The organism is Domibacillus sp. PGB-M46 (genome assembly GCF_022668875.1).
Lineage (GTDB): Bacteria > Bacillota > Bacilli > Bacillales > Domibacillaceae > Domibacillus.
In genome coordinates this window covers 290,388-312,887 of sequence record NZ_JAKGCR010000003.1, presented here as the reverse complement: position 1 = coordinate 312,887, position 22,500 = coordinate 290,388, and the positions used below count along the sequence as shown (strand labels likewise).

At 46.0% G+C, this 22,500-nt stretch carries 28 protein-coding genes; 1 reads left to right on the top strand and 27 read right to left on the bottom strand.

Annotation, left to right across the window (positions count from 1 at the left end; all coding sequences use genetic code 11):
* Positions 1-165: 165 nt before the first annotated feature.
* The 7 genes from fabZ to L2D08_RS05670 all read right to left on the bottom strand — a co-directional run bounded on the left by fabZ (position 166) and on the right by L2D08_RS05670 (position 5,012).
* A complete protein-coding gene (gene fabZ, locus L2D08_RS05700) occupies positions 166-585 on the bottom strand; it encodes a 3-hydroxyacyl-ACP dehydratase FabZ (RefSeq protein ID WP_242232777.1) in 420 nt (139 codons plus the stop codon).
* A 13-nt stretch (positions 586-598) separates the two neighbouring features.
* Positions 599-802, bottom strand: coding sequence for a DNA-directed RNA polymerase subunit beta (locus L2D08_RS05695; RefSeq protein WP_242232776.1), 204 nt, complete (start codon positions 800-802; stop codon positions 599-601).
* Positions 803-818: 16 nt separating this feature from the next.
* Complete coding sequence (locus L2D08_RS05690; RefSeq protein ID WP_242232775.1) at positions 819-1,607, bottom strand: flagellar hook-basal body protein; 789 nt, start codon at positions 1,605-1,607, stop codon at positions 819-821.
* Between the two features lie 13 nt (positions 1,608-1,620).
* Positions 1,621-2,421, bottom strand: a complete 801-nt coding sequence (locus L2D08_RS05685) for a flagellar hook-basal body protein (protein WP_242232828.1) — start codon at positions 2,419-2,421, stop codon at positions 1,621-1,623.
* Between the two features lie 141 nt (positions 2,422-2,562).
* A complete protein-coding gene (mreB, locus tag L2D08_RS05680; protein ID WP_242232774.1) occupies positions 2,563-3,567 on the bottom strand; it encodes a rod shape-determining protein in 1,005 nt (334 codons plus the stop codon).
* Positions 3,568-3,982: 415 nt separating this feature from the next.
* Positions 3,983-4,234 carry a sporulation transcriptional regulator SpoIIID gene (gene spoIIID, locus L2D08_RS05675; protein WP_251271617.1) on the bottom strand — a complete coding sequence of 84 codons (252 nt, stop codon included), beginning with the start codon at positions 4,232-4,234 and terminating at the stop codon, positions 3,983-3,985.
* 121 nt (positions 4,235-4,355) lie between these two features.
* Positions 4,356-5,012, bottom strand: a complete 657-nt coding sequence (locus tag L2D08_RS05670; protein ID WP_242232773.1) for a M23 family metallopeptidase — start codon at positions 5,010-5,012, stop codon at positions 4,356-4,358.
* Positions 5,013-5,164: 152 nt separating this feature from the next.
* Between L2D08_RS05670 and L2D08_RS05665 the strand changes: the two genes are divergently transcribed.
* Entirely contained in the window at positions 5,165-5,599 is a 435-nt protein-coding gene (locus L2D08_RS05665) for a VanZ family protein (protein ID WP_242232772.1), read from the top strand.
* 20 nt (positions 5,600-5,619) lie between these two features.
* Here L2D08_RS05665 and spoIID read toward each other — a convergent pair whose 3' ends face one another.
* The 20 genes from spoIID to L2D08_RS05565 form a co-directional block, all read right to left on the bottom strand.
* The gene (gene spoIID, locus L2D08_RS05660) at positions 5,620-6,549 is read right to left on the bottom strand and encodes a stage II sporulation protein D (protein ID WP_242232771.1); all 930 of its coding nucleotides are present in this window, start codon (positions 6,547-6,549) and stop codon (positions 5,620-5,622) included.
* A 119-nt stretch (positions 6,550-6,668) separates the two neighbouring features.
* Positions 6,669-7,958, bottom strand: a complete 1,290-nt coding sequence (murA, locus tag L2D08_RS05655; RefSeq protein WP_242232770.1) for a UDP-N-acetylglucosamine 1-carboxyvinyltransferase — start codon at positions 7,956-7,958, stop codon at positions 6,669-6,671.
* Positions 7,959-8,265: 307 nt separating this feature from the next.
* Positions 8,266-8,499 (bottom strand): DUF1146 family protein, encoded by a 234-nt coding sequence (locus L2D08_RS05650; RefSeq protein ID WP_242232769.1) that lies wholly within the window; start codon positions 8,497-8,499, stop codon positions 8,266-8,268.
* A 205-nt stretch (positions 8,500-8,704) separates the two neighbouring features.
* Positions 8,705-9,112 carry a F0F1 ATP synthase subunit epsilon gene (locus L2D08_RS05645; protein WP_242232768.1) on the bottom strand — a complete coding sequence of 136 codons (408 nt, stop codon included), beginning with the start codon at positions 9,110-9,112 and terminating at the stop codon, positions 8,705-8,707.
* A gap of 23 nt (positions 9,113-9,135) precedes the next feature.
* Positions 9,136-10,542 (bottom strand): F0F1 ATP synthase subunit beta, encoded by a 1,407-nt coding sequence (atpD, locus tag L2D08_RS05640; RefSeq protein ID WP_242232767.1) that lies wholly within the window; start codon positions 10,540-10,542, stop codon positions 9,136-9,138.
* 62 nt (positions 10,543-10,604) lie between these two features.
* A complete protein-coding gene (locus L2D08_RS05635) occupies positions 10,605-11,465 on the bottom strand; it encodes a F0F1 ATP synthase subunit gamma (RefSeq protein WP_242232766.1) in 861 nt (286 codons plus the stop codon).
* Between the two features lie 80 nt (positions 11,466-11,545).
* Positions 11,546-13,054, bottom strand: a complete 1,509-nt coding sequence (gene atpA / locus L2D08_RS05630; RefSeq protein WP_242232765.1) for a F0F1 ATP synthase subunit alpha — start codon at positions 13,052-13,054, stop codon at positions 11,546-11,548.
* Positions 13,055-13,107: 53 nt separating this feature from the next.
* Positions 13,108-13,650 carry a F0F1 ATP synthase subunit delta gene (locus tag L2D08_RS05625; protein ID WP_242232764.1) on the bottom strand — a complete coding sequence of 181 codons (543 nt, stop codon included), beginning with the start codon at positions 13,648-13,650 and terminating at the stop codon, positions 13,108-13,110.
* Positions 13,647-14,168: a F0F1 ATP synthase subunit B gene (gene atpF / locus L2D08_RS05620; RefSeq protein WP_242232763.1), complete on the bottom strand. Its 522-nt coding sequence runs from the start codon at positions 14,166-14,168 to the stop codon at positions 13,647-13,649. Before atpF ends, L2D08_RS05625 begins: the two co-directional genes overlap by 4 nt.
* Positions 14,169-14,488: 320 nt before the next feature.
* The gene (gene atpE, locus L2D08_RS05615; protein WP_255821825.1) at positions 14,489-14,701 is read right to left on the bottom strand and encodes a F0F1 ATP synthase subunit C; all 213 of its coding nucleotides are present in this window, start codon (positions 14,699-14,701) and stop codon (positions 14,489-14,491) included.
* 72 nt (positions 14,702-14,773) lie between these two features.
* Positions 14,774-15,499, bottom strand: a complete 726-nt coding sequence (gene atpB / locus L2D08_RS05610; RefSeq protein ID WP_242232762.1) for a F0F1 ATP synthase subunit A — start codon at positions 15,497-15,499, stop codon at positions 14,774-14,776.
* A 1-nt stretch (position 15,500) separates the two neighbouring features.
* Positions 15,501-15,893, bottom strand: coding sequence for an ATP synthase subunit I (locus L2D08_RS05605; RefSeq protein ID WP_242232761.1), 393 nt, complete (start codon positions 15,891-15,893; stop codon positions 15,501-15,503).
* Between the two features lie 6 nt (positions 15,894-15,899).
* Positions 15,900-16,115: an AtpZ/AtpI family protein gene (locus L2D08_RS05600; protein WP_242232760.1), complete on the bottom strand. Its 216-nt coding sequence runs from the start codon at positions 16,113-16,115 to the stop codon at positions 15,900-15,902.
* Positions 16,116-16,367: 252 nt separating this feature from the next.
* A complete protein-coding gene (gene wecB, locus L2D08_RS05595; RefSeq protein WP_242232759.1) occupies positions 16,368-17,516 on the bottom strand; it encodes a non-hydrolyzing UDP-N-acetylglucosamine 2-epimerase in 1,149 nt (382 codons plus the stop codon).
* Between the two features lie 19 nt (positions 17,517-17,535).
* Entirely contained in the window at positions 17,536-18,165 is a 630-nt protein-coding gene (gene upp / locus L2D08_RS05590; protein ID WP_242232758.1) for a uracil phosphoribosyltransferase, read from the bottom strand.
* 138 nt (positions 18,166-18,303) lie between these two features.
* Positions 18,304-19,545, bottom strand: coding sequence for a serine hydroxymethyltransferase (gene glyA / locus L2D08_RS05585; RefSeq protein WP_242232757.1), 1,242 nt, complete (start codon positions 19,543-19,545; stop codon positions 18,304-18,306).
* Positions 19,546-19,705: 160 nt separating this feature from the next.
* Complete coding sequence (locus tag L2D08_RS05580) at positions 19,706-20,284, bottom strand: TIGR01440 family protein (protein ID WP_242232756.1); 579 nt, start codon at positions 20,282-20,284, stop codon at positions 19,706-19,708.
* Positions 20,284-20,733: a ribose 5-phosphate isomerase B gene (rpiB, locus tag L2D08_RS05575; protein ID WP_242232755.1), complete on the bottom strand. Its 450-nt coding sequence runs from the start codon at positions 20,731-20,733 to the stop codon at positions 20,284-20,286. The genes L2D08_RS05580 and rpiB overlap by 1 nt, the downstream gene beginning before the upstream one ends.
* Positions 20,734-20,788: 55 nt before the next feature.
* Positions 20,789-22,078, bottom strand: a complete 1,290-nt coding sequence (locus tag L2D08_RS05570) for a methyl-accepting chemotaxis protein (protein ID WP_242232754.1) — start codon at positions 22,076-22,078, stop codon at positions 20,789-20,791.
* On the bottom strand, positions 22,075-22,497 hold the full coding sequence (locus L2D08_RS05565) for a low molecular weight protein arginine phosphatase (protein ID WP_242232753.1): 423 nt from the start codon (positions 22,495-22,497) through the stop codon (positions 22,075-22,077). The genes L2D08_RS05570 and L2D08_RS05565 overlap by 4 nt, the downstream gene beginning before the upstream one ends.
* Positions 22,498-22,500 lie beyond the last annotated feature (3 nt).

Sequence of the window (22,500 nt, the reverse complement as noted above, 5' to 3'; positions counted from 1 at the left end):
TCAGTTGGTAGACAAAGTAAAAAAGCAGGCTGAATGAAAACGCCTGCTCTTCTAGGAACGAAGCCGACTTGGAAGCGGAGTGACCTTTTTCGGGTCATGAGCATTCACAGCCGGCAAGTGACACCGAAATCGGGCGTTTGCCATTAGCCTGGGCACCGCTTTCTTCTATTCCAAAGCAAACATTAAGTCTGCTTCACAAACAAGCTCGCCGTCTACTGTCGCTGTGGCTTTTGCTTTTCCAATCGAGCCGCGCAGGCGTGTCATCTCCACCTCAAGGCGAAGCTGATCGCCCGGTACAACCTGCCGTTTAAACCGGCAGTTGTCGATGCCGGCGAAAAAAGCAAGACGGCCTTTGTTTTCTTCTTTTTTCAGCATCGCGACTGCACCTACCTGCGCCAGTGCTTCTACGATTAATACGCCCGGCATAACCGGATAGTCCGGAAAATGACCATTAAAAAATTCTTCATTAGCAGTCACGTTTTTAATGCCGACCGCACGCTTTCCTTCCTCGACCTCAAGGATCCGGTCTACAAGCAGAAACGGATAGCGATGCGGAATTATTTCTTTAATTTCACGAATATCCATACTAGCACCCACCTTAAAAAAGACTGTTTACGACTACGTCATATAAATTCATCCACGTGTCCCATTTAAATACGTCGATCGGGTTTCCACTCCCGATAATACTGTATCCAATCAGCGCACCGATAATGGCAGTCAGGACAATGAAAAACAATGACAAAACAAATCTGCCAAGGGGGGTGAGGCGGGTTTGTTTCTTCCGCTTCAATCCATTTGTCACAATTAATCCTTCCCCTTTATCTGACCCCATTAATTAAGCCAAGCATTTGATCAGCGATTGAAATCGCCTTTGACTGGAATTGATAAGAGCGCTGGGAAATCATCAGGTCGCTCATTTCCTTTGAAAAGTCAACATTGGACATTTCAAGGGCCCCTGTTTGAATACCCGCCTGCTGGCGCTCAGCCGCATTCAAATTACGCAGAATTTGATTTTCGGCTGTGGCCGGGTTCTCCGGCAGCACAAGCAGATTTTGGGACGCCCTCTCTAAAAATTGCGGCTTGTCTACTTGAACGAGCCCAACCAGGGCCCCTGCCTGGTTTTCCATTTCATCCTCAGGCAGCACAATCGGGTTATCCCGTTCATCAAGCACGGGATATCCTTCCGAGGTAACGAGCATCACATTGCCTCCGCCAGCCGGGGTCACAGAAAGCGAGCCGTCTCGTGTGTAATGTACGCGGTTGTTGCCCTGCTCATCCTCTACCAGCACTTTAAAAAACTGATTCGGCTTGGATAGGGCCATATCCAATGTGCGCCCTGTCTGCTGCAGCGTGCCCTGCGTTCCAACCATCTGCGCCTGCGCCATCCGGGCACCGACCCCAAGACGGAGGCCAGGTGGCGTCAGTCTTCCTGCGTCTTCGCTTTGAGGTTCCATATTATTGGCCTGCTGATGAATCAAATCGGCAAACGTGGCTTCGCTTCGTTTGTATCCTGCTGTATTGATGTTCGCGATGTTATTGCTCGTTACGTCCATCTTTTTTTGAAGCTGTGACATCGTATTCACCGCATTGATCATAGTTCTGTTCATTCTGCGTTCTCCTTTACGTTACGCGCCCGATTTCGTTCGCCGCTTTTTCCATGCTGCGGTCGTAAGCAGCCAGCACCTTCTGGTTTGCTTCAAATGAACGGTAAGCTGTCATCATATCGGTCATCGTTCGAGCTGTATCCGTATTTGATCCTTCTAGAGCCGCCTGCTGAATAGAAAACACGGCATCCTCGTTCTCGAACGCATTTGGAAGAGCTGCTCCGTCAATCCGGTACAGGCCGTCTCCCTCTTTCATTAAATCATTTGGGTTTTCGGCATAGGCAACACCGATTTGTGCTACCCGCTGTCCATTTTCCGTGATTCGGCCTGAGCTGTCTACCTCAAATTGATCAGAAGACAGCTGAATACGGCGTCCTTCTGTATCTTGTACGTAGAACCCGGAGGCTGTTGTTAAGTATCCTTCCAAATCCAGTGTGAAGTTTCCATTTCTTGTATAGCGCGGTTCACCGGCCCCGTTTTGGACGGCAAAGAAAACAGACTCTCCCTGCAAAGCAAGATCTGTTTTCAGTCCTGTTTCCCGAACGTCACCCTGACGGAAATTTGGCATTGTTTCTTGTAAGTAGACGCCAGTATTGAGCGCGCCAATTTGCGGCTCAAGCGGCACATTTAATTTATTTTCGACCGGTATAGATGTTTTATCCATCCGCTTTAAAAGCATTTCCGGAAAAGCTCTTACACTCGTCTGGTCTGCTTTGTAGCCCGGTGTGTTCGCATTTGACATGTTGTTCGTTAAAATTTCAGTGCGCCGCTGCTGGGCAATCATGCCTGAGGCAGCAGTGTAAAACCCTTTAAACAACTTTTTCACCTCAATTTTTTTAGCAATAGATGCCGTCTTCATTATACAATGGCACCTCCTGCATTAACAGAAAATAATAAGAAAAATAGACAGTTTGAGGGAAAATAAATAAAGCTGCTTATAAAAAGCAGCTTTATTTGTTCATATTTTTCTTTTTTTGGAAGAAATCCGGTCCATGCTCTCAAGCATAACACCTGTGCCGATGGCTACACAGTCCATTGGATTCTCAGCCACAAATACTGGTACCTTTAATTCGTCCGCCATTAATTGGTCGATGCCGTGCAAAAGGGCTCCGCCGCCTGTCAGCATCACACCGCGGTCGATAATATCAGCAGACAATTCAGGAGGTGTCTGCTCAAGCACATTTTTAGAGGCCTGGACAATTTGCGTAACAGATTCACGCAATGCCCCTTCAATTTCTGTAGAAGTAATCGTTAAAATTTTCGGCAGTCCTGTCATAATGTCACGCCCGCGAATTTCCATTTCTTCACTACGCGAACCTGGATATACCGTTCCGACGTTGATTTTAATCGCTTCTGCTGTCCGCTCACCAATCAAGAGCTTGTACTGCTTTTTCACATAGTTCATAATGTCAGCGTCAAATGTGTTGCCAGCCACTTTAATCGATTCAGCTGTAACGATCGCACCCAGCGACAAAACTGCTACGTCCGTCGTACCGCCGCCGATATCGATTACCATGTTCCCGCTCGGCTCAAAAATATCCATGCCGGCGCCAACAGCCGCCACCTTCGGTTCTTCTTCCAGATAAACAGTTTTTCCCCCGCTTTTTTCTGCTGCTTCACGAATGGCTTTTTGCTCTACTGCCGTAATTTGCGTCGGGCAGCAAATTAAAATACGCGGCTTTGATAGAAAGCCTTTTACATTTAGTTTATTAATAAAGTGCTTCAGCATCGATTCCGTTACATCAAAATCGGCAATGACTCCATCGCGAAGCGGACGAATCGCTACGATATTGCCCGGTGTCCGGCCGACCATTTGATAAGCTTCTTCTCCTACTGCAAGCACTTTATTTGTGCTTCGGTCCAGTGCGACAACAGATGGCTCGTTTAGGACGATCCCTTGTCCTTTTACGTGAATCAAAACGTTAGCTGTGCCAAGATCAATTCCGATATCCCTTGATAACATGCTTTATTCCCCCTGAATATGCTTTATCTATGCTTATATGAAAGTAGCTTTTTTGCTCCAAATATCTATTTTACCATATATTTAGGAAAGTATGGGCAATGAATATCCGTTTTTGACCATGAAAAAAGGACGCTCTTTTGAAATAGAGACGTCCTTTTTAGTATTAGGTTTCAACAATCAGAACATTTGAATGTCAGTTCCCAATTTGTGCTGTGTGAGCCCAGACAGGCCAGTTCCACTTTTGCTTCATCTTGACTCCAGCAGCCAGTCTCGAAGTCATAAGTATCATCAGCTGTGCGTTCAAGAATACCGCTGCTGATGCCGCTGATGTCCGTCGAGCTTGCATGGACTGCTTTCGCTTTTGCTTCATCTTAGCTTCAGCAGCCAGCTCCCAAAGTCATATTGACATTGAGTGTTAAACAGACCGCTTCCACTTTTGTTTAGTCGCTTCTCCTCCCCGCAGGTGCCGGACAGATTTATGATAGTGCAAAATATGCTCGACACGAGCGGACAGCTCCGGGTTTACATTCGGCAGCCGTTCCGTTAGATCTTTATGGACGGTGCTTTTTGAAATGCCGAATTCCTTTGCAATGTCCCGGACCGTTTTGTTTGTTTCCACGATATATTTCCCGGCCTTCAGCGCTCTTTCTTTGATGTATTCGCGCACGCACACGCCTCCTTCAGCGGAAACGGGATGAGTGGTGTCGAATGGTTCGGCCATAGGTTTCATCGAATGAAAGTAGACCCATTTCTTTTTACTAACAGTATGCGCATTCCCTGGGAAATATTCATTTCCATTCACTGACGGCCTTTCCATAGAGCGCGGATGGATTTATCAGGTCGCCATCTTTGGTCATTTCAAAGTGAACGTGAATACCCGCTGATTCGTTGAGAATGCTGCGTCCGGCCTCGCCAATTTTTTGTCCCTGGCTGACCTTGTCATCTTTTTTCACTTGAATATCCTTGATCGATTGGAATGTGCTAACTGCTCCATTGCCATGGTCAATTTCAATGTAATTCCCAAGGAATGCATCTTCCCGTACATCCGTAACTGTTCCGGAAAGCGGTGCGGATACGGCAAAGGTTTTTCCATTTTCAAGCGCATAGTCTACACCCGTACTTTCGTAGTAGGTGTCGTTAAATACAACAAGCGCTTCTTCCTGCTGGGCTGCTTTTGCTTTTGAATCATAAAAAGCGGTTTTCGCAATCGCTCCTTCCACAACCGGCATGATCATTTGTTCCGTCTCGACAGTGCCATTTACGCTTTCTGCCGGCTGATCAAACACGGCCGCATCCTCTTTCTTTTCAGGCTTCATTACTTCGTAAAACATAAGACTTGAAATCAATAAAATAGCACAAGCAAGATAAATCACAGGCAGTGCCCGCCGCTTCATAAAGAAGTCTTTTAATTTTGGGGGGAGTGTTTTTTTGCCGCCCTCTTTCATAGTTATCACCTCGACAACCATTTTGGACAGGCAGATGTTTTTTTATACACTTATGCCATAAAATTCCCTAAATCGTACGAAAAACGCCACAATCATAAAGGTTCTCACTGCGTTGGAATGGTAAAATCAAAGAGGGGGATGGAGGTGTGGAAGTGAAAAAAGGAATTCGGTTTTTAATCACGGGACTGCCTGTTTTATATATGATTGCGATTTGGATCATGTCAGGGCTTCCGCACGATACAATTATGGATTTACCGAATAATAAAGTAGACTTATTTATAAAAGAATCACTTCACCTTGTTGAATTTGCCATTTTGTACGGCCTGATTGTGCTTGCTCTTTTAGCAAATGGAAAGCTGACGCCGCTTACGAGCCTGGCTGCAGCCATGTTTGCTTCTTTTTACGGACTGACTGACGAAATTCATCAAGCATTCGTACCATACCGGTCGGCTACGCTTATTGATGCAGTCAAAGACGTAATCGGTGTTACGATTGCGTTTTTAGCCGTTAATTATTTTTATTTCGAGCGCAAATCACGTATCGGCCGCTGGCTGGCTGGCTTCGGTGAATGGACACGTCCGCAGTAAATGCGGACGTGTTTTTTCGTTTATTTTAAGAAAGATTGAATATCTGTTATTTGAGCACCCGGATAATAATGGGCCGTAATGTCCTTGTACTTTTTCCCTTCTTTTGCCATTCCGTTAGCTCCGTATTGGCTCATCCCCACTCCGTGTCCATATCCTTTCGTTGCTACGATCACATCGCTCCCTTTAACCGTCATGTTAAAGTCCGCAGAAGGCAGGCCAAGGGCTTCTCTTATTTCCCGGCCTGTAAATGATTGGCCGTCAATCAAAATGCTGCCGATACGCCCGCCAGTTGTTTTATCCATTACCGTACCGACTTCCCCCGATGAAGGCAGAGACACATCCAGCTTTTCCTCTACTTCTTGTTTGGTCAGAACGAGTTCTTGTTCAAAATTAGGGGCAGATTCATCCCATGGACTCGCGACACTGATTAAATAGGGGGCTGCTGACTGCCAGTATTCTTCAGCGTTTTCCGTCTGTCCATTGCCAGAGGAAAAAAACGCGGCTGTAATTGGTTGTCCATCATAAACGAGTACTTCCCCTTTTGTTTCATCTGCAGCCTCTTCAATCTTCGCTTTGTTTTTCTTAAAATCGGCTCCCCACATTTTTTTCTGGTCATCTTCATCTTTAAATACCTGGTCATCTACGGTATCCGTTACGTCCTGCCCTTTCAGCGTTTCCGTTAAAATAAAGGTACGCGCAGCGACAGCCTGGGCTTTTAACGCTTCTTTCTCAAAAGAAGCCGGCATTTCTGCTGCTACTACTCCTGCCACATACTCCTCAAGCGGAACAGATTCAGTTTTTTGCGTGTCGGACCGAATAACCTCTACAGTCGGTTCTTTCTCCTCCTTCTTTGGCGCCGTCTTTTGTCCGTCCGTCAGCCACAGGCCGGCAGCCGGAATCGCAATAGCTGTAATGACGATCAGTAAAAAAGCGAAAAACGGCTTTTTCAACAAATTTCCCTCCTTGCTGTATAAAAAGGGATATGCACGACTATAATGATTAATGACCGAACATAAAAAACCGCCTGCATCTGCAGACGGTTTTCATAAAAGTAGGAATAAAGATAAATTCAGCTTTTCACCGCGACTGGTGTTTCTGCTGCTTCTGATACGCGCTCGATATCCGCACCAAGCGCCGCAAGCTTGCCATGGAAATTCACATATCCACGATCAAGATGCTTTAGTTCTGTAACGCGTGTATAGCCGTCAGCCACAAGACCTGCGATAATCAATGCCGCCGCAGCACGTAAGTCTGTTGCAGCTACTTCCGCTCCCTGTAAATCAGATGGACCGTCAATGATAACGGAACGGCCTTCAATTTTTGCATTTGCATTCATACGGCGGAATTCTTCCACATGCATAAAGCGATTTTCAAAGACTGTTTCGGTAATGACGCCTGTTCCTTCTGCTTTCAGCATAAGAGCCATCATTTGAGATTGCATGTCTGTTGGGAAGCCAGGATGCGGCATCGTTTTAATATCGACCGATTTCATTTTTTCAGGACCGATTACACGAATGCCATTGCTTTCTTCAATAACTTGGACGCCCATCTCACGCATTTTAGCAATCAATGAAGACATATGCTCTGCCACAGCACCTTCAATCAGCACGTTTCCGCCTGTGATCGCTGCCGCTGTCATAAAAGTACCTGCCTCAATACGGTCTGGAATGATGGCGTGGTCTGCACCAGTCAAGACATCAACGCCTTCAATCCGAATGGTTTCTGTACCGGCACCGATTACTTTGCCGCCCATTTTGTTGATCAAGTTTGCAAGATCCACGATTTCCGGCTCTTTCGCCGCGTTCTCAAGGATCGTTGTCCCTTCTGCCAGCGCAGCAGCTGTCATAATGTTTTCAGTTGCGCCAACGCTTGGGAAATCCAAATAGATTTTTGCGCCTTTTAAGCGTCCATCTGTTTCAGCATCGATAAAACCGTTTTCTACCTTAACACGGGCGCCCATTGCTTCAAACCCTTTTAAGTGCTGATCGATGGGACGCGAACCAATGGCACAGCCGCCCGGCAGTGCCACACGTGCTTTCCCATTTCGTGCTAAAAGTGCGCCCATCACTAGGACAGAGGCACGCATTTTACGAACGTATTCGAATGGCGCTTCAATAAGAAGTTCTTTTGTCGCATCAACGGTTACGGTATTGTTTTCAAACGTGACTTCGCAATTTAAATGGCGTAGTACTTCATTAATTGTATATACATCGGATAAAGTAGGTACGTCACGAATGACACACTTTCCTTCTCCTGCAAGCATAGTTGCTGCGATGACCGGCAGCACCGAATTTTTTGCTCCTTCAACTTTGACGGTACCGTTCAACTGACGGCCGCCGCGGACGATAATTTTGTCCAAACTGTTCCCCTCCGCGTCCTTTTCTATTATACATATTCAAATCAGTGGACTGACGTGCCAGTCCTGTCCAATGTCTTTTCGTAACTTCGACAAAACTTCTTAAAGTTTACCATTCAAATTGTTTGTTTAACAAGGGAAATTCCTCACAATTTGTAGAGACTTTGTGAAAAATTTCAAAAGAGGCGCCTTTTTTTGTTTTCCCGCCTAATGAGAGAACAAACCTAAATTGCTTGTTTTTTCACAAATTGCCTTCATCCAATTTAAATGATTTTCCCCAAAAAGGCAAGTATCCTACGTATACCCGGGCTTAAAACAGTAAAGGAAGCTGGCGGGCCCATTGCAGGTAGTTTAAAAAGAAGCTGCTGACGGCAGATCCGATCGCAATGGAAAGCAGCAAATACAGCATTCGTGCCCTTGCCACCTGGTTTTTGCGAAAAAGCTGGTCAAGCCGGAGCGACTGCAGCGCCCAAAATGACAAGCCGATGCAAAAAAGGCTGAGAAACATACTGAACAGTGCTTCCTGTCCAAATGATTCAATCATATGATTTCTCCTTAATTTAATATATTGTGATTGTATATAAGAGGTGATAGAAGCCTGCAACGCGAATGATTCGCCATCATTTGAAAGCTGCTCTAACGAGGTATGTGCTGCGTAATGCAGGCGCAGCTCAAAAAGCCGTAACACTTTTCTTTCCTATAATAAGAAAAAAGCTGTCACAATCGCCAGGCGACGGACAGCTTTTTTCTTATAAATTACCTTGAGAAGCGTTGATGCGGTTTATCGCACGTCTCAATGCCAATTCGGCACGTTTAAAATCGACGTTATCCTGGTTGTCTTGAAGCCGCTGCTCAGCACGACGCTGGGCTTCTTGTGCACGGGAAAGGTCGATATTTTCCGCTTTTTCAGCAGCCTGCGCTAATATCGTTACCTGATCCGGACGAACTTCGAGAAAGCCGCCGCTGATAGCGACCAATTCCGATTGCTTGCCGCCTGTTACTAACCGGACTACACCGATTTGTAAGGGAGCGACCATCGGGACGTGGCCGGCCATGATACCGAGGTCACCGCTTTGTGCTCTTGCACTAAGGAGTTCAACCGTTGTATCGAGGACCGGACCGTCAGGAGTGACGATATTGACGTTAAATGTCTTCATAACTTAACCTCCTGATCCCTATATTAAACGTTTGCACCCATTTCTTGTGCTTTTGCCACTACTTCTTCAATGCCGCCGACTAAACGGAACGCATCTTCAGGAAGATTATCATGTTTACCATCTAGAATTTCACGGAATCCACGTACTGTATCTTTTACTTGTACGTAAGAACCTTTTTGTCCTGTAAACTGCTCTGCCACGTGGAAGTTTTGAGAAAGGAAGAATTGAATACGGCGCGCACGCGCAACAGTCAATTTATCATCCTCTGACAACTCATCCATACCGAGGATTGCAATGATATCCTGTAATTCTCTGTAGCGCTGCAATGTTTGCTGTACAGCACGAGCTACTGAGTAGTGCTCTTCACCAACGATTTCCGGTGAAAGGGCGCGTGATGTAGAAGCAAGCGGATCTACCGCAGGGTAAATACCCATCTCAGAAAGTTTACGCTCAAGGTTTGTTGTTGCATCCAAGTGAGCGAATGTTGTTGCCGGAGCCGGATCCGTGTAGTCATCGGCTGGGACATAAATCGCCTGGATAGACGTAACGGAACCAACGTTTGTTGATGTAATACGCTCTTGAAGCTGACCCATTTCTGTTGCCAGTGTTGGCTGGTAACCTACCGCAGATGGAAGGCGTCCAAGAAGGGCTGATACTTCAGAGCCTGCTTGAGTGAAACGGAAAATGTTATCGATGAAGAACAGTACGTCCTGTCCTTGTTCGTCACGGAAATGTTCCGCCATTGTCAGACCCGTCAAAGCTACACGCATACGTGCGCCCGGCGGCTCGTTCATTTGGCCGAAAACCATCGCTGTTTTTGAAATAACGCCTGAATCGCTCATTTCGTGGAAAAGGTCATTTCCTTCACGTGTACGCTCACCAACACCGGCGAATACGGAAATACCGCCGTGCTCTTGAGCGATGTTGTTGATCAGTTCCTGAATAAGTACCGTTTTACCTACACCGGCACCACCGAACAAACCGATTTTACCACCTTTGATGTAAGGCGCAAGAAGGTCAACAACTTTAATTCCTGTTTCTAGAATCTCAACTTCTGTTGAAAGCTGGTCAAAAGTAGGCGCCTGGCGGTGAATCGCATCGCGGCGTGCTCCTTCTTCGACTGGCTTCTCATCGATTGGTTCACCAAGGACGTTGAATACACGTCCAAGCGTCACATCTCCAACCGGTACCGAAATCGCGCTTCCTGTATCAATTACTTCCTGGTTACGCTGAAGGCCATCTGTTGATGCCATCGCGATCGCACGAACAGAATCGTCGCCAAGATGCGTAGCGACTTCTAACGTAAGCTCCGTACCGGCTTCAGAACCGATTTGAACTTTTAAGGCGTTATAAATGGCAGGAAGTTGACCGTTTTCGAATTTAACGTCAACAACCGGACCCATAACTTGAAGAACGCGTCCTTTGTTCATCTTTTTCCCTCCTGTTTGGTTAGCTTCATTCTATATCGGGACGTAAACCGCCCGTTTTTAATCTACTCGAGTGCTGCTGCCCCGCCGACAATTTCCGTAATTTCCTGGGTAATAGCGGCTTGACGCGCACGGTTGTATTGAAGTGTCAATGTGCGGATGAGCTCTTTCGCATTATCGGTTGCATTCTGCATGGCCGTCATACGCGCTGCGTGCTCACTCGCTTTTCCGTCAAGAAGTGCTCCATAAATCAAGCTTTCTGCATACTGAGGAAGCAAGACTTCAAGAATCTCTTCTGCGGAAGGTTCAAATTCATATGAAGAAAGACGTCCGCCAGATGCTTGAATATCTGTCAGCGGCAATACTTTCTTAGCCGTTACATCCTGCTGGATTGCATTGACGAAATGGCTGTAGTACATATAAAGCTCGTCATAAGCTCCCTCTGAGAAAAGATCGACTGTTTTTCGGACGATCTCTTTTACATCCGCAAAAGACGGCTGATCTGGAAGACCCGTAACGCTTTCAATGGCGTCGATGCCCCGGATGCGGAAGAAATCCCGTCCGACACGCCCGATCGCAATGACTACGTACTCGTCTTTTGATGTATGACGTTCTTGAATACGTTTATAAACAGAACGCAAAATACTGCTGTTATAAGCTCCCGCCAAACCACGGTCCGATGTAATAACAAGGTACCCGGTTTTTTTAACGGGGCGGGAGACAAGCATCGGATGTTTTACATCTTTACTGCCGAGCGCAATTGACGCAACCACTTCCTGAATTTTATCCATATACGGAACAAATGACTTCGCATTCATTTCTGCACGGTTTAATTTAGAAGCAGATACCATTTGCATGGCTTTCGTAATCTGACTCGTCTTTTTTGTCGATGTAATACGTGTTTGTATATCGCGTAACGATGCCACTTTCTCTCACCACCCTTTTGTGTTTGATAACGCAGGAAGGGGCGGACGTCCGATGAGACGGTACCGCCCTTCTTCTGCTCTTATTCGGATTTCACAAACGATTTTTTAAACTCGTTGATTGCTGCTTTCAACTCGTCATCAGACGGAAGTTCTTTCGTTGTGCGAATATGATCATACACATTCGTGTGGTTTTTATCGAGCCAGTGCAGTAATTCGTCTTCGAAACGAGTGATATCAGAAACCGGAATATCATCAAGATGGCCGCGTGTTAATGCATAAAGAATAACAACCTGGCGCTCAACTTTAAGCGGTTTGTTCAAATCCTGTTTCAATACTTCAACTGTACGTGCACCGCGGTTTAGTTTTGATTGCGTAATCGCATCAAGATCTGAACCAAACTGGGCAAATGCTTCAAGCTCACGGTACGCAGCAAGGTCTAGACGCAGTGTACCTGCTACCTTTTTCATTGCCTTGATCTGCGCTGAACCACCAACACGTGATACAGAAAGACCCGCGTTAATCGCCGGACGAACACCCGAGAAGAACAAGTCAGACTGCAGGAAGATCTGTCCGTCTGTGATAGAGATAACGTTCGTTGGAATGTAAGCAGAAATATCTCCCGCCTGTGTTTCAACGAATGGAAGTGCTGTAATAGAACCTGCACCAAGTTCATCATTCAACTTCGCTGCACGCTCAAGCAGGCGTGAATGCAAGTAGAATACGTCACCAGGATATGCTTCGCGGCCTGGAGGACGGCGAAGAAGAAGGGAAAGTTCACGGTATGCAGCCGCTTGTTTTGAAAGATCATCATATACGATCAAAACGTGCTTGCCGTTGAACATAAAGTCTTCTGCCATAGAAACGCCTGTGTATGGCGCAAGGAACAACATCGGAGCTGGTGAAGACGCAGATGCCGTTACAACGATTGTGTAATCAAGTGCACCATGTTTGCGAAGAGTTTCCACCGCATTACGAACTGTTGATTCTTTTTGACCAATCGCAACATAGATACAAACCATATCCTGGTCACGCTGGTTTAAGATTGTATCGATCGCAACCGTTGTTTTACCTGTTTGACGGTCACCGATGATTAATTCACGCTGTCCGCGGCCGATTGGTACAAGCGCATCAATCGCTTTGATACCTGTTTGAAGCGGCTCATGAACAGATTTACGAGCCATAACGCCTGTTGCCGGGCTTTCGATTGGACGTGTTTTTGTTGTGTTGATTGGACCAAGACCGTCGACTGGCTGGCCAAGGGAGTTTACAACGCGGCCGATTAGCTCTTCGCCAACCGGAACTTCCATGATGCGGCCTGTGCGGCGCACTTCATCGCCTTCTTTGATGCCTGTGTAAGGACCAAGAATAATAATACCTACGTTGTTTTCTTCCAGGTTTTGAGCCATACCCATAACGCCGTTTGAGAACTCAAGAAGCTCCCCTGCCATAACGTTGTCGAGGCCATGAGCACGTGCGATACCGTCCCCAACCTGGATGACAGTACCGACGTCGCTAACTGTAATATCGGTCTGGAAGTTTTCAATTTGCTTTTTTATCAGCGCACTGATTTCTTCAGCTTTGATGCTCATGCATGTCACCCCTCAATTTCTTTTTGTAAAATGTATTTTGCTTCTGATTTCGTTTATAAATTCGTCGTTAATTGCTTTTGAAGACGATCTAGCTTGCCTTGCAGTGTTCCATCAAAAATACGGTTCCCAATTCGAACTTTTAATCCGCCCAAAACATTGGAATCAACAATATTTTCAATCGTTAACGTTTGTTTGCCAACTTTACGGGCAAACGTTTGAGACACACTTGCTGCCTCTGCTTCTGTTAACGGCCGTGCCGAGTACACAGTGGCCTCTGCCATGCCGCGTTCTTCATTAGAAAGCTGAATAAACTCTTCACATACTGTCCCAATCTCATCGGCGCGACGGCGCTCAACAAGGAGCTTCAGTGTGTTCAAAACCGCTGTTGATGCGTGAGCGGCCAGTGTGTTTACAAGTGCCTGCTTGTCTGCCAGCGATAAATTCGGTGACTCGAGTGCTTTGGCAACCTCACCGTTTTCTTCGATGACTTCTTTTACAATGCGCACTTCCTGATCAAATTTTGCTACCTGATTGTTTTCTTTTGCCAGTTCAAAAAGCGCGATCGCGTAGCGTTTTGCCGCTCCGGATTTACTCATCGCTCTTCGCCTGCCTCTTTAATAAGATAGTCGTTGATCATTTTTTCCTGATCTGCTTCTGAAAGATCTTTTTCAATCACTTTCGATGCGATCATTACTGAAAGTGAAGCTACTTGCTCACGAAGCGTGCTCATTGCTTTGTCACGCTCCTGTGCGATTTCAAGCTTCGCCATTTCTTTTAAGCGTTCAGATTCAGCACGAGCTGCAGCCAAAATGTCGGCTTTTTGTTCTTCTGCTAATTTCTTGGCGTTTTCAATCGTGTTTTGTGCTTCAAGGCGGGCTGATTTAGCTTCCGCACGTGTTTGTTCTAATAATTGATTCGCTTCTGTACGGCTTTTTTCTGCTGCATCAATTTCAGATGAGATTAAGTCCGCACGCTCCTGCATAATGCCCATTAACGGAGCCCATGCAAATTTTTTCAGCAATGCGAGCAAGATAATGAACATGATTAACTGGAAAAAGATATCACCAGTGTTTAATCCGCCACCTGCTCCAAGTACAAATGAATTTGTCGTCACGATTTTCACTCCCTTCAACAGCTTCATCCCCGAATGGGAAAAATATGTTCCTTTTTTACATAAAGGAATGGCGAAGGCTCGCATTTAGAATGTGATCTTCGCCATTCAAAAGGCCAGCCGGAATTCATGCCGGGGCTTTTCATATCCTTTATCTGCCTAACTTTAGGTGAATGACTGTCCTCTCTGCCGGAAGCCGGATCACGATCCGGGCAGAAAATCATTCACCAATGTTTAATTGTCGTTATAAAACCGGCTTCTTGGGTATAACTAGATAAAGGCATGTGCGTCCATTTGTCAAAACCGCTTCGAAAGCGTGTTTATTACTGAGCGCTTGCCATGAATGCAATAACAACGGCGATGATAGGAATCGCCTCAACAAGGGCAATACCGATGAACATGATTGTTTGAAGAGTGCTGCGCGCTTCTGGCTGACGAGCTACCCCTTCAATTGTTTTTGATACGATAAGACCGTTACCTACACCGGCTCCAACGGCCGCTAAACCAACTGCAATTGCTGCTGCTAAAAAACCCATTGTAATGTTTCCTCCTTATTATTAAAAGCTTGATTTACCTGGAAAAGATTTATTTCCAAGCAGCTAGATATATTAATGGTCATGACTCACTTTGTGCGAGATGTAAACCATCGTTAACATAGTAAAGATAAATGCCTGGATTGAGCCAACGAAAAGCGAGAAGCCCTGCCATGCAAGTGTTGGCAGAATGGCTGCTAAATGGCCTCCAACTCCAACCGCCAGGGAAGCTGACAGTAATGAAAGAAGGATTTCACCAGCGTAAATATTTCCGTAAAGCCGCAGACCCAATGTCAGCGTGTTTGCAAATTCTTCAATCAACTTCAGCGGAAGCATAAACCACATTGGACGGAAAAAGTCCTTGCCGTATTCAGAGATTCCTTTCATACGGACTGCATAATAATGTGTAAGTGCGACCACCATAACTGCAAGTGTCATCGTCACGGCCGGATCGGCTGTTGGCGACTTCCACCATAAGTGATTGTCATAAACGATTGAAAATGGAAGACCGAGCATATTGGAAACAAAGATATACATAATCAATGTAATTCCAAGAACGTGAAACCGGCCGCCTGTTTTCCAATCCATATTGCTTTTGATGATTCCTTTAACAAAATCCATAACCCACTCGATAAAGTTTTGCATTCCTGCCGGCCTTAGGGCCAACGTGCGAGTTGAGATCACCGCGAGCAAAAACACTATCACACTGGCAATTGTAATCATTAATACGTTCGCCAGATTGAAGGTCATTGTCAATCCACCAAATAAAGGAAGATCGTATAATGGAGCTTCGTGATGCAAATTATTTCACCTCTTTCCGGATCATACGTTTTATAAAGTGCTGGATTACAAAATCTATCATAATCACTGCATAAGCAGTCATTAATCCCACAATAGTACTGATCATATGAAACTGTTCGGGGTTTCGGAGGGCAATAATCGCGGCTAATGCAGCGGTGGCGATTCGTGTTGACGTGCCAAGCCGCGGCGGTTTTAAGTCGTTATCGACTGCTTTGTTAAAGCGCAGCATCCGCCTGGAGATGAGCCAGTGATTGCACATACTGAGTATCGTGCCGAGAATCAAACCGGCAAAAACACTTTGTGCTGATGTAAAGCCCCATCCGAGAACAAAAATAGACAAAAGGTAAAACAGATACATTCTTTGTCTTCTAATAGATTGCTGGAGTTCGGACATAAATGGCTAGTCTCCTGAATTGAAATAATGAAGGGTACGGAACATTGCATAAACGCCTGCAAAAAGGCCTGCCAGCAGTCCGACAATTAAAAAGAGGGGCATAGTACTCAACCGTTTATCAAGAGCAAGGCCCCCGAAAATGCCAATTAGCATAGAGCCAGCAAGCTGGGTAAGTATGGTGGTGTAAATGGCTATGGATCGGAATGGCGTTTTGTTGTTCATCCCGCACCTCGCTGATTCGGTAAATTGGCGAAAAAAGAACCAGAAAAAAAACGGTTACACTATGTATAAAACCCATTGTCCTTACCCTTTGTTAGCATACAATAGGGCTTTTTCAATGTCAATGTGTTGGGAACGAAAACTCAAGTTATCATGTACATATTTCACAAAATGCTCATACTTTTTTCATTTTTTTCCGAACGTTTATATAGAATAGAAAAAAGTCGTCCGCTATTTGCGACGACTTTTCTCTTCTTATTTTACTTCAAACCGTTCCGGCTTGTTTGGATCCACTCCAAAATAATAGCGAATTGCATCACAAATGCGCCGTGATGCTTCCCCGTCTCCATATGGATTAGAAGCTTTGGACATTTTGTCGTATGCTTGCTGATCCGTTAACAGCTCGGAAGCAAGAGAGTAAATCGTTTCTTCTTCTGTGCCGGCAAGTTTCAGCGTTCCCGCTTCAATCCCTTCCGGACGCTCTGTTGTATCACGCAGTACAAGAACCGGTACACCAAGTGAAGGGGCTTCTTCCTGCACGCCGCCCGAATCTGTCAGGATGATATGGGCGCGTTCAGCAAAGTTGTGGAAATCAATCACATCAAGCGGTTCAATCAAGTGAATGCGCGGATCATTTCCTAAAATAGAATCCGCTGTTTCACGCACAACCGGATTTAAATGAACCGGATAAACAACTTGAATGCCTTCGTGATCCTCTACAAGACGCTTGATGGCACGGAACATGTTTTTCATCGGTTCGCCCAGATTTTCGCGGCGGTGCGCTGTCATTAACACAAGCCGGTCATCGCCCAGCTTCTCAAGCACCTCATGCGTATACTCTTCTTTAACCGTTGTTTTCAGCGCATCGATTGCTGTATTGCCTGTTACGAAAATAGACTCCGGCTTTTTATTTTCATTTAATAAGTTTTGTTCAGACTGTGCCGTCGGTGAAAAATGAAGATCCGCCATTACACCTGTCAGCTGGCGATTCATTTCTTCAGGGAACGGTGAATACTTATTCCATGTACGAAGACCCGCTTCCACATGACCCACTGCAATTTGATTGTAAAAAGCAGCAAGTCCGGCTACAAACGTGGTCGTTGTATCACCGTGAACGAGTACGATATCCGGCTGGACTTCTTTCATGACTCCATCAAGTCCTTCAAGTCCGCGCGTCGTTACATCGATCAGCGTCTGGCGGTCTTTCATAATATTCAAATCGTAATCCGGTGTAATATTGAAAATGTTCAGCACCTGATCGAGCATTTGGCGGTGCTGGGCTGTTACCGTAACAATGGCTTCAAATTCGTCTGGACGCTTTTTCAGTTCCAAAACGAGCGGGGCCATTTTGATCGCTTCCGGCCGCGTGCCGAAAATCGTCATTACTTTAATTGGGCGATCCATTCTCTCCACCTGCTTTTCTTTATTTTGTTCCGAATAAACGGTCACCGGCATCGCCGAGACCCGGCACAATGTAGCCTTTTTCGTTCAATTTTTCATCCAGTGATGCAATGTAAATGTCTACGTCCGGGTGTGCTTCTTTTAAAAGCTCTACCCCTTCCGGAGCGGCAATCAGGCACATAAATTTAATATTTTTTGCGCCGCGCTTTTTCAAGGAACGAATGGCTTCAATAGCAGAGCCGCCTGTTGCAAGCATCGGATCTACCACGATAAAATCGCGATCCTCTACATCAGATGGCAGCTTTACATAATATTCAACCGGCTGAAGCGTTTCCGGATCACGGTATAAACCGACATGGCCTACTTTTGCAGCAGGGATCAGCTTAAGTACACCGTCTACCATTCCAATACCTGCACGCAAAATCGGCACAATACCAAGCTTTTTACCGGCAAGCACCATCGCTTTTGCATCACAAACCGGTGTTTGCACCGTTACTTCTTCAAGCGGCAGATCCCGTGTAATTTCAAATGCCATCAGTGTGGCCACTTCATCTGTTAGTTCACGAAAATCTTTCGTGCCCGTGTTTTTATCACGAATCATTGTCAGCTTATGTTGAATAAGCGGATGATCGAATACATAAACTTTTCCCATCAAGTTCACTCCTCGTTTATACGGTCATACAAAATCATTCCTATTTTACTTCAAAAGTAAAGGGCGGGCAACCGAGGGGACAGGGCGCTTCTTTGAAACATAAAAAACTGCCGGCATCTGCCGGCAGTTTTTGTTTGATTATGCTTCTTGGTAAAGTGAGTATTTTGATGTTAAATCAGCAACGCGTTCTGCTGACTCTTTCAACACTGCTTCATCTTCATGATTTTTCAATGTTTTTGCAATGATTGAAGCCACTTCATCCATTGCAGCAAGATCGAATCCACGTGATGTAACCGCTGCTGTACCGATACGGATACCACTTGTTACAAATGGGCTTTCCGGATCGTATGGAATCGTGTTTTTGTTTACCGTAATGCCCACTTCATCAAGCACTGCTTCTGCTACTTTTCCTGTTAAGCCAAGGGAACGAAGATCGATCAAAAGAAGGTGGTTATCTGTTCCGCCTGACACGATATCGATTCCTTCTGCTTTCAAGCCTTCTGCAAGACGGCTTGCGTTGTCAATGATGTTTTGCGCATACGTTTTGAAATCATCCTGAAGTGCTTCTTTAAATGCAACAGCTTTTGCAGCGATGACGTGCATAAGCGGGCCGCCTTGAATACCAGGGAAGATTGATTTATCAAACTTTTTACCAAACTCTTCTGTTGACAAAATCATACCGCCGCGTGGACCGCGAAGCGTTTTGTGTGTTGTCGTCGTTACAAAGTGAGCGTAAGGAACTGGGTTTTGGTGAAGGCCTGCTGCCACAAGGCCGGCAATGTGTGCCATATCGACCATTAAGTAAGCGCCCACTTCATCTGCGATTTCACGGAATTTAGCAAAGTCAATTGCACGCGGGTACGCACTTGCACCAGCAACAATCAATTTCGGCTTGTGCTCAAGTGCTTTTTGGCGAACATCTTCATAATCGATTACTTGCTCTTCTTTTGTTACGCCGTATTCAATGAAGTTGTACTGAACGCCGCTGAAGTTAACCGGGCTTCCGTGTGTTAAGTGGCCGCCATGAGATAAATTCATGCCAAGAACCGTATCGCCTGCTTCTAATACTGCAAAGTAAACACCCATGTTTGCCTGTGCACCTGAATGCGGCTGAACGTTTACATATTCTGCACCAAAAAGTTCTTTTGCACGATCACGTGCCAAGTCTTCTACCACATCCACGTGCTCGCAGCCGCCATAGTAGCGTTTGCCTGGGTAGCCTTCTGCGTATTTATTCGTTAAAACCGAACCTTGTGCTTCCATTACTGCTTCTGATACAAAGTTTTCTGAAGCAATCAGTTCAATCTTTGTCTGCTGGCGTTTCAGTTCATCCTGAATTGCTGCAAATACAGCCGGGTCCTGCGCTTGAATTTTGCTCATCGTTGTTCCCCTTCCCAATCTATAAAATAGTTCATGCGAGTTGTCCTTAAAATCCTCTTTCATAATAACATGTTTCCCGAATCTTTCAACCGCATTTTTTGTTTTTTTACGCTTTTTCGTTTAAAAATGAGCTTTTTCTTTTTGAAAACGAGCTCATTTCTTAACATTCTGTTCCGTCGAAATCATTTACATTCGTTTTTTCATATACCGCTCTCGGCCCGCCGATCAATTTAGGACGTGTTCTGGCCATGGTGACATGCGCAGCGCCGACTGAATTTCCCGACGTCCGGACCGGCACGGCTACATGTTTTAAGTGCATGCCGATCAATGTATCGCCAATATCAATTCCACCGTCCGCTTTAACGAATTCAACGAGTACACAGTTTTTTTGCCGGTAGGCATAAGCAGCCATGGCTCCGCCCGCAGTCCGTACCGGTACAGCTGCTACTTCTTCATAGCCGAATCGCTGTGCCGCTTCCCATTCCATTACGACTGCTCTATTTAAATGCTCACAGCATTGAAAAGCTAAATGAACACCTGTTTTTTCCGCGAAGGCCTGCAGCACCTCATAAAGAGCAGCTGCCGTCTCATCTGTACCGGCTGTACCGATCCGGCCGCCGGCTACTTCCGATGTAGAACAGCCTACAATAAACAGCTGTCCTTTTTGAAATTGAGCTTGTTCCTGCAGCTCTGAAAGAAGGGACTCGAGTTCCTGTTTCCAAACCGTAAGCCGATCCATTACTGTCCGCTTCTTTCTTCATATTCGGCAATTTTGCCGATCCGCGTGGCATGGCGTCCGGCTTCAAAATCAGTTGTCAGCCACATTTGGGCAATTTCCCGTGCAAGCCCCGGTCCAATCACACGCTCGCCCATTGCAATTAAATTTGTATCGTTATGCTGGCGTGTCAGCTTAGCGCTGTATACATCATGCACAAGCGCGCAGCGGGCCCCTTTTACTTTATTGGCTGCAATGGACATCCCAATGCCTGTTCCGCAAATTAAAATGCCGCGGTCAAATTCACCTGCGGCGACTTTTTCCGCTACTGGAAGAGCGTAGTCTGGATAATCAACGGATGTGGCACACTCACAGCCAAAATCCTCATATTCAATGCCGAGTTCTTCCATTAGTGTTTTGATTTCTTCGCGAATATTGATTCCGCCATGATCTGATGCGATGGCTACCTTCATATCCAAGACTCCTCTCAAGCTTTTTTGTTTTATTTTCTCATACTTCGCAGGGAAACTACAGTTTAAAACGTGTAATGACAGACTTAAGCGCAGCCGCCTGCTCCTCCAGCTTTTGGCTGATGCTGCCGATTTCATGAATCAAATCTGACTGCATTTGTGCCGCATGGGTCACTTCATTTGCTCCGGCAGAGGTTTCTTCAGCAATGACAGCCACCTCTTGGGACTGGTGCGCAGTTTGTTCAATTTTGCCCATCTGCCGATCGACAAGCGCAGAAATTCCCTCGACTTCGGCAGCCATACTCATAATCGCTGCGCCAATTTGGCCAACCGCTTCCTGAGCCGACGCCCCTTTTTGAACCCCTTCTTCTGCCGCCTTCGCCTGATCCGTAATTTTCTGAACAACATGATCGACTTCAAGCTGAATCTGCTTTACAAGGTCAGAAATGCTTTTGACCGCTGTGGCACTTTCATCTGCAAGCTTGCGGACTTCGTCTGCTACTACAGCAAATCCTTTTCCATGTTCCCCGGCGCGTGCCGCTTCAATGGACGCATTGAGTGCCAATAGATTGGTTTGAGCAGCAATATCTCCTACCAGGCCGATCACGCTGCCGACCTTGCGGGCATTTTCTTCGAGCGACCGGACCGCTTCCAGCGATTCCATGTTGTTAGCCGCAAGCCCGTCCATTCCGGAGATAAGCAATTGAAATGTTTCTCTGCTTTTGTCCAGCCCGCCAACCATACTCTCCGCTTTTTGGGCGGACTCTCTCGCTTTCCTTTGTACATTTCCAGCAATTTCGGCTACTTCTTCCATTGCTTCTGCTGTTGCCTGTACAGCAAGAGCGGAACTTTCGGCACCGCTGGCAATTTCCTCTGCTGTTTGTGCCATGCTCCCAGCCTGATGCACCGCCTGGCCGCTGATCTGTGCGATATGGCCGACGCTTTCATCTGTAATAGCAAAGTTGCTTTCGATGCTTTGTACCATCATTCGTAAATTTGTAAGCATCTCGTTAAATGCTGAAGCGAGTGCACGAATTTCATCATCACTATTTGGAAGAGCGACTTTTTGTTCGATTCTTCCTGAAGCCGCCTCCCGAGCGGCTGCTTCAAGCCGGATAATCGGCTTTACAAAATAAGCCGCGGCAAAATAAGCTAACACAGCTGACCAAAAAATACCGAACGCAAGTGTAGCAATCGTAAAAGCCATTTCGTTTATATGCGAAAAGTAAGTCGGATAAATAAAATACATAAATAATGCACTGAAGGTATACGTAATAAGGGCAAGCAGCGTCACAAGCAGAACCAGTTTTTTTCGAACGCTGAATGAATACGCCTTTTTTTCTCTCATTTTTCGGATTCTCTCTCCAGCCATCTGCTTATGTAGTAATCAAGCTCTTCAAATGTTTTCCGGTACTCCGCGTCTGGACCGCCAAATGGATCGACTACGTCTCCGTCCGCTTCCTTCAGCGGTCTTACTTTATCCCGAAACTGCGGGAAATGAACGTCAATCAGCTGTTTATGTGACGATGTCATCGTCATGACAAGATCTGCCCATTTGAGCAGTTCTTCTGTGACTTGGGCGGCGGCGTGGTTGTGTGGAATCCCTTTTTCATTTAAAACAACAGTCGTTCCCCTTGAAGCAGGTGCGCCTGGACTCGCGTACAATCCAGCTGATTTCACTTCCCAGTCTGGCTTCTTTTGGCGTAAAATGGCTTCCGCCATTGGACTGCGGCATGTATTGCCTGTGCATACGAATAAAATTTTCATGGT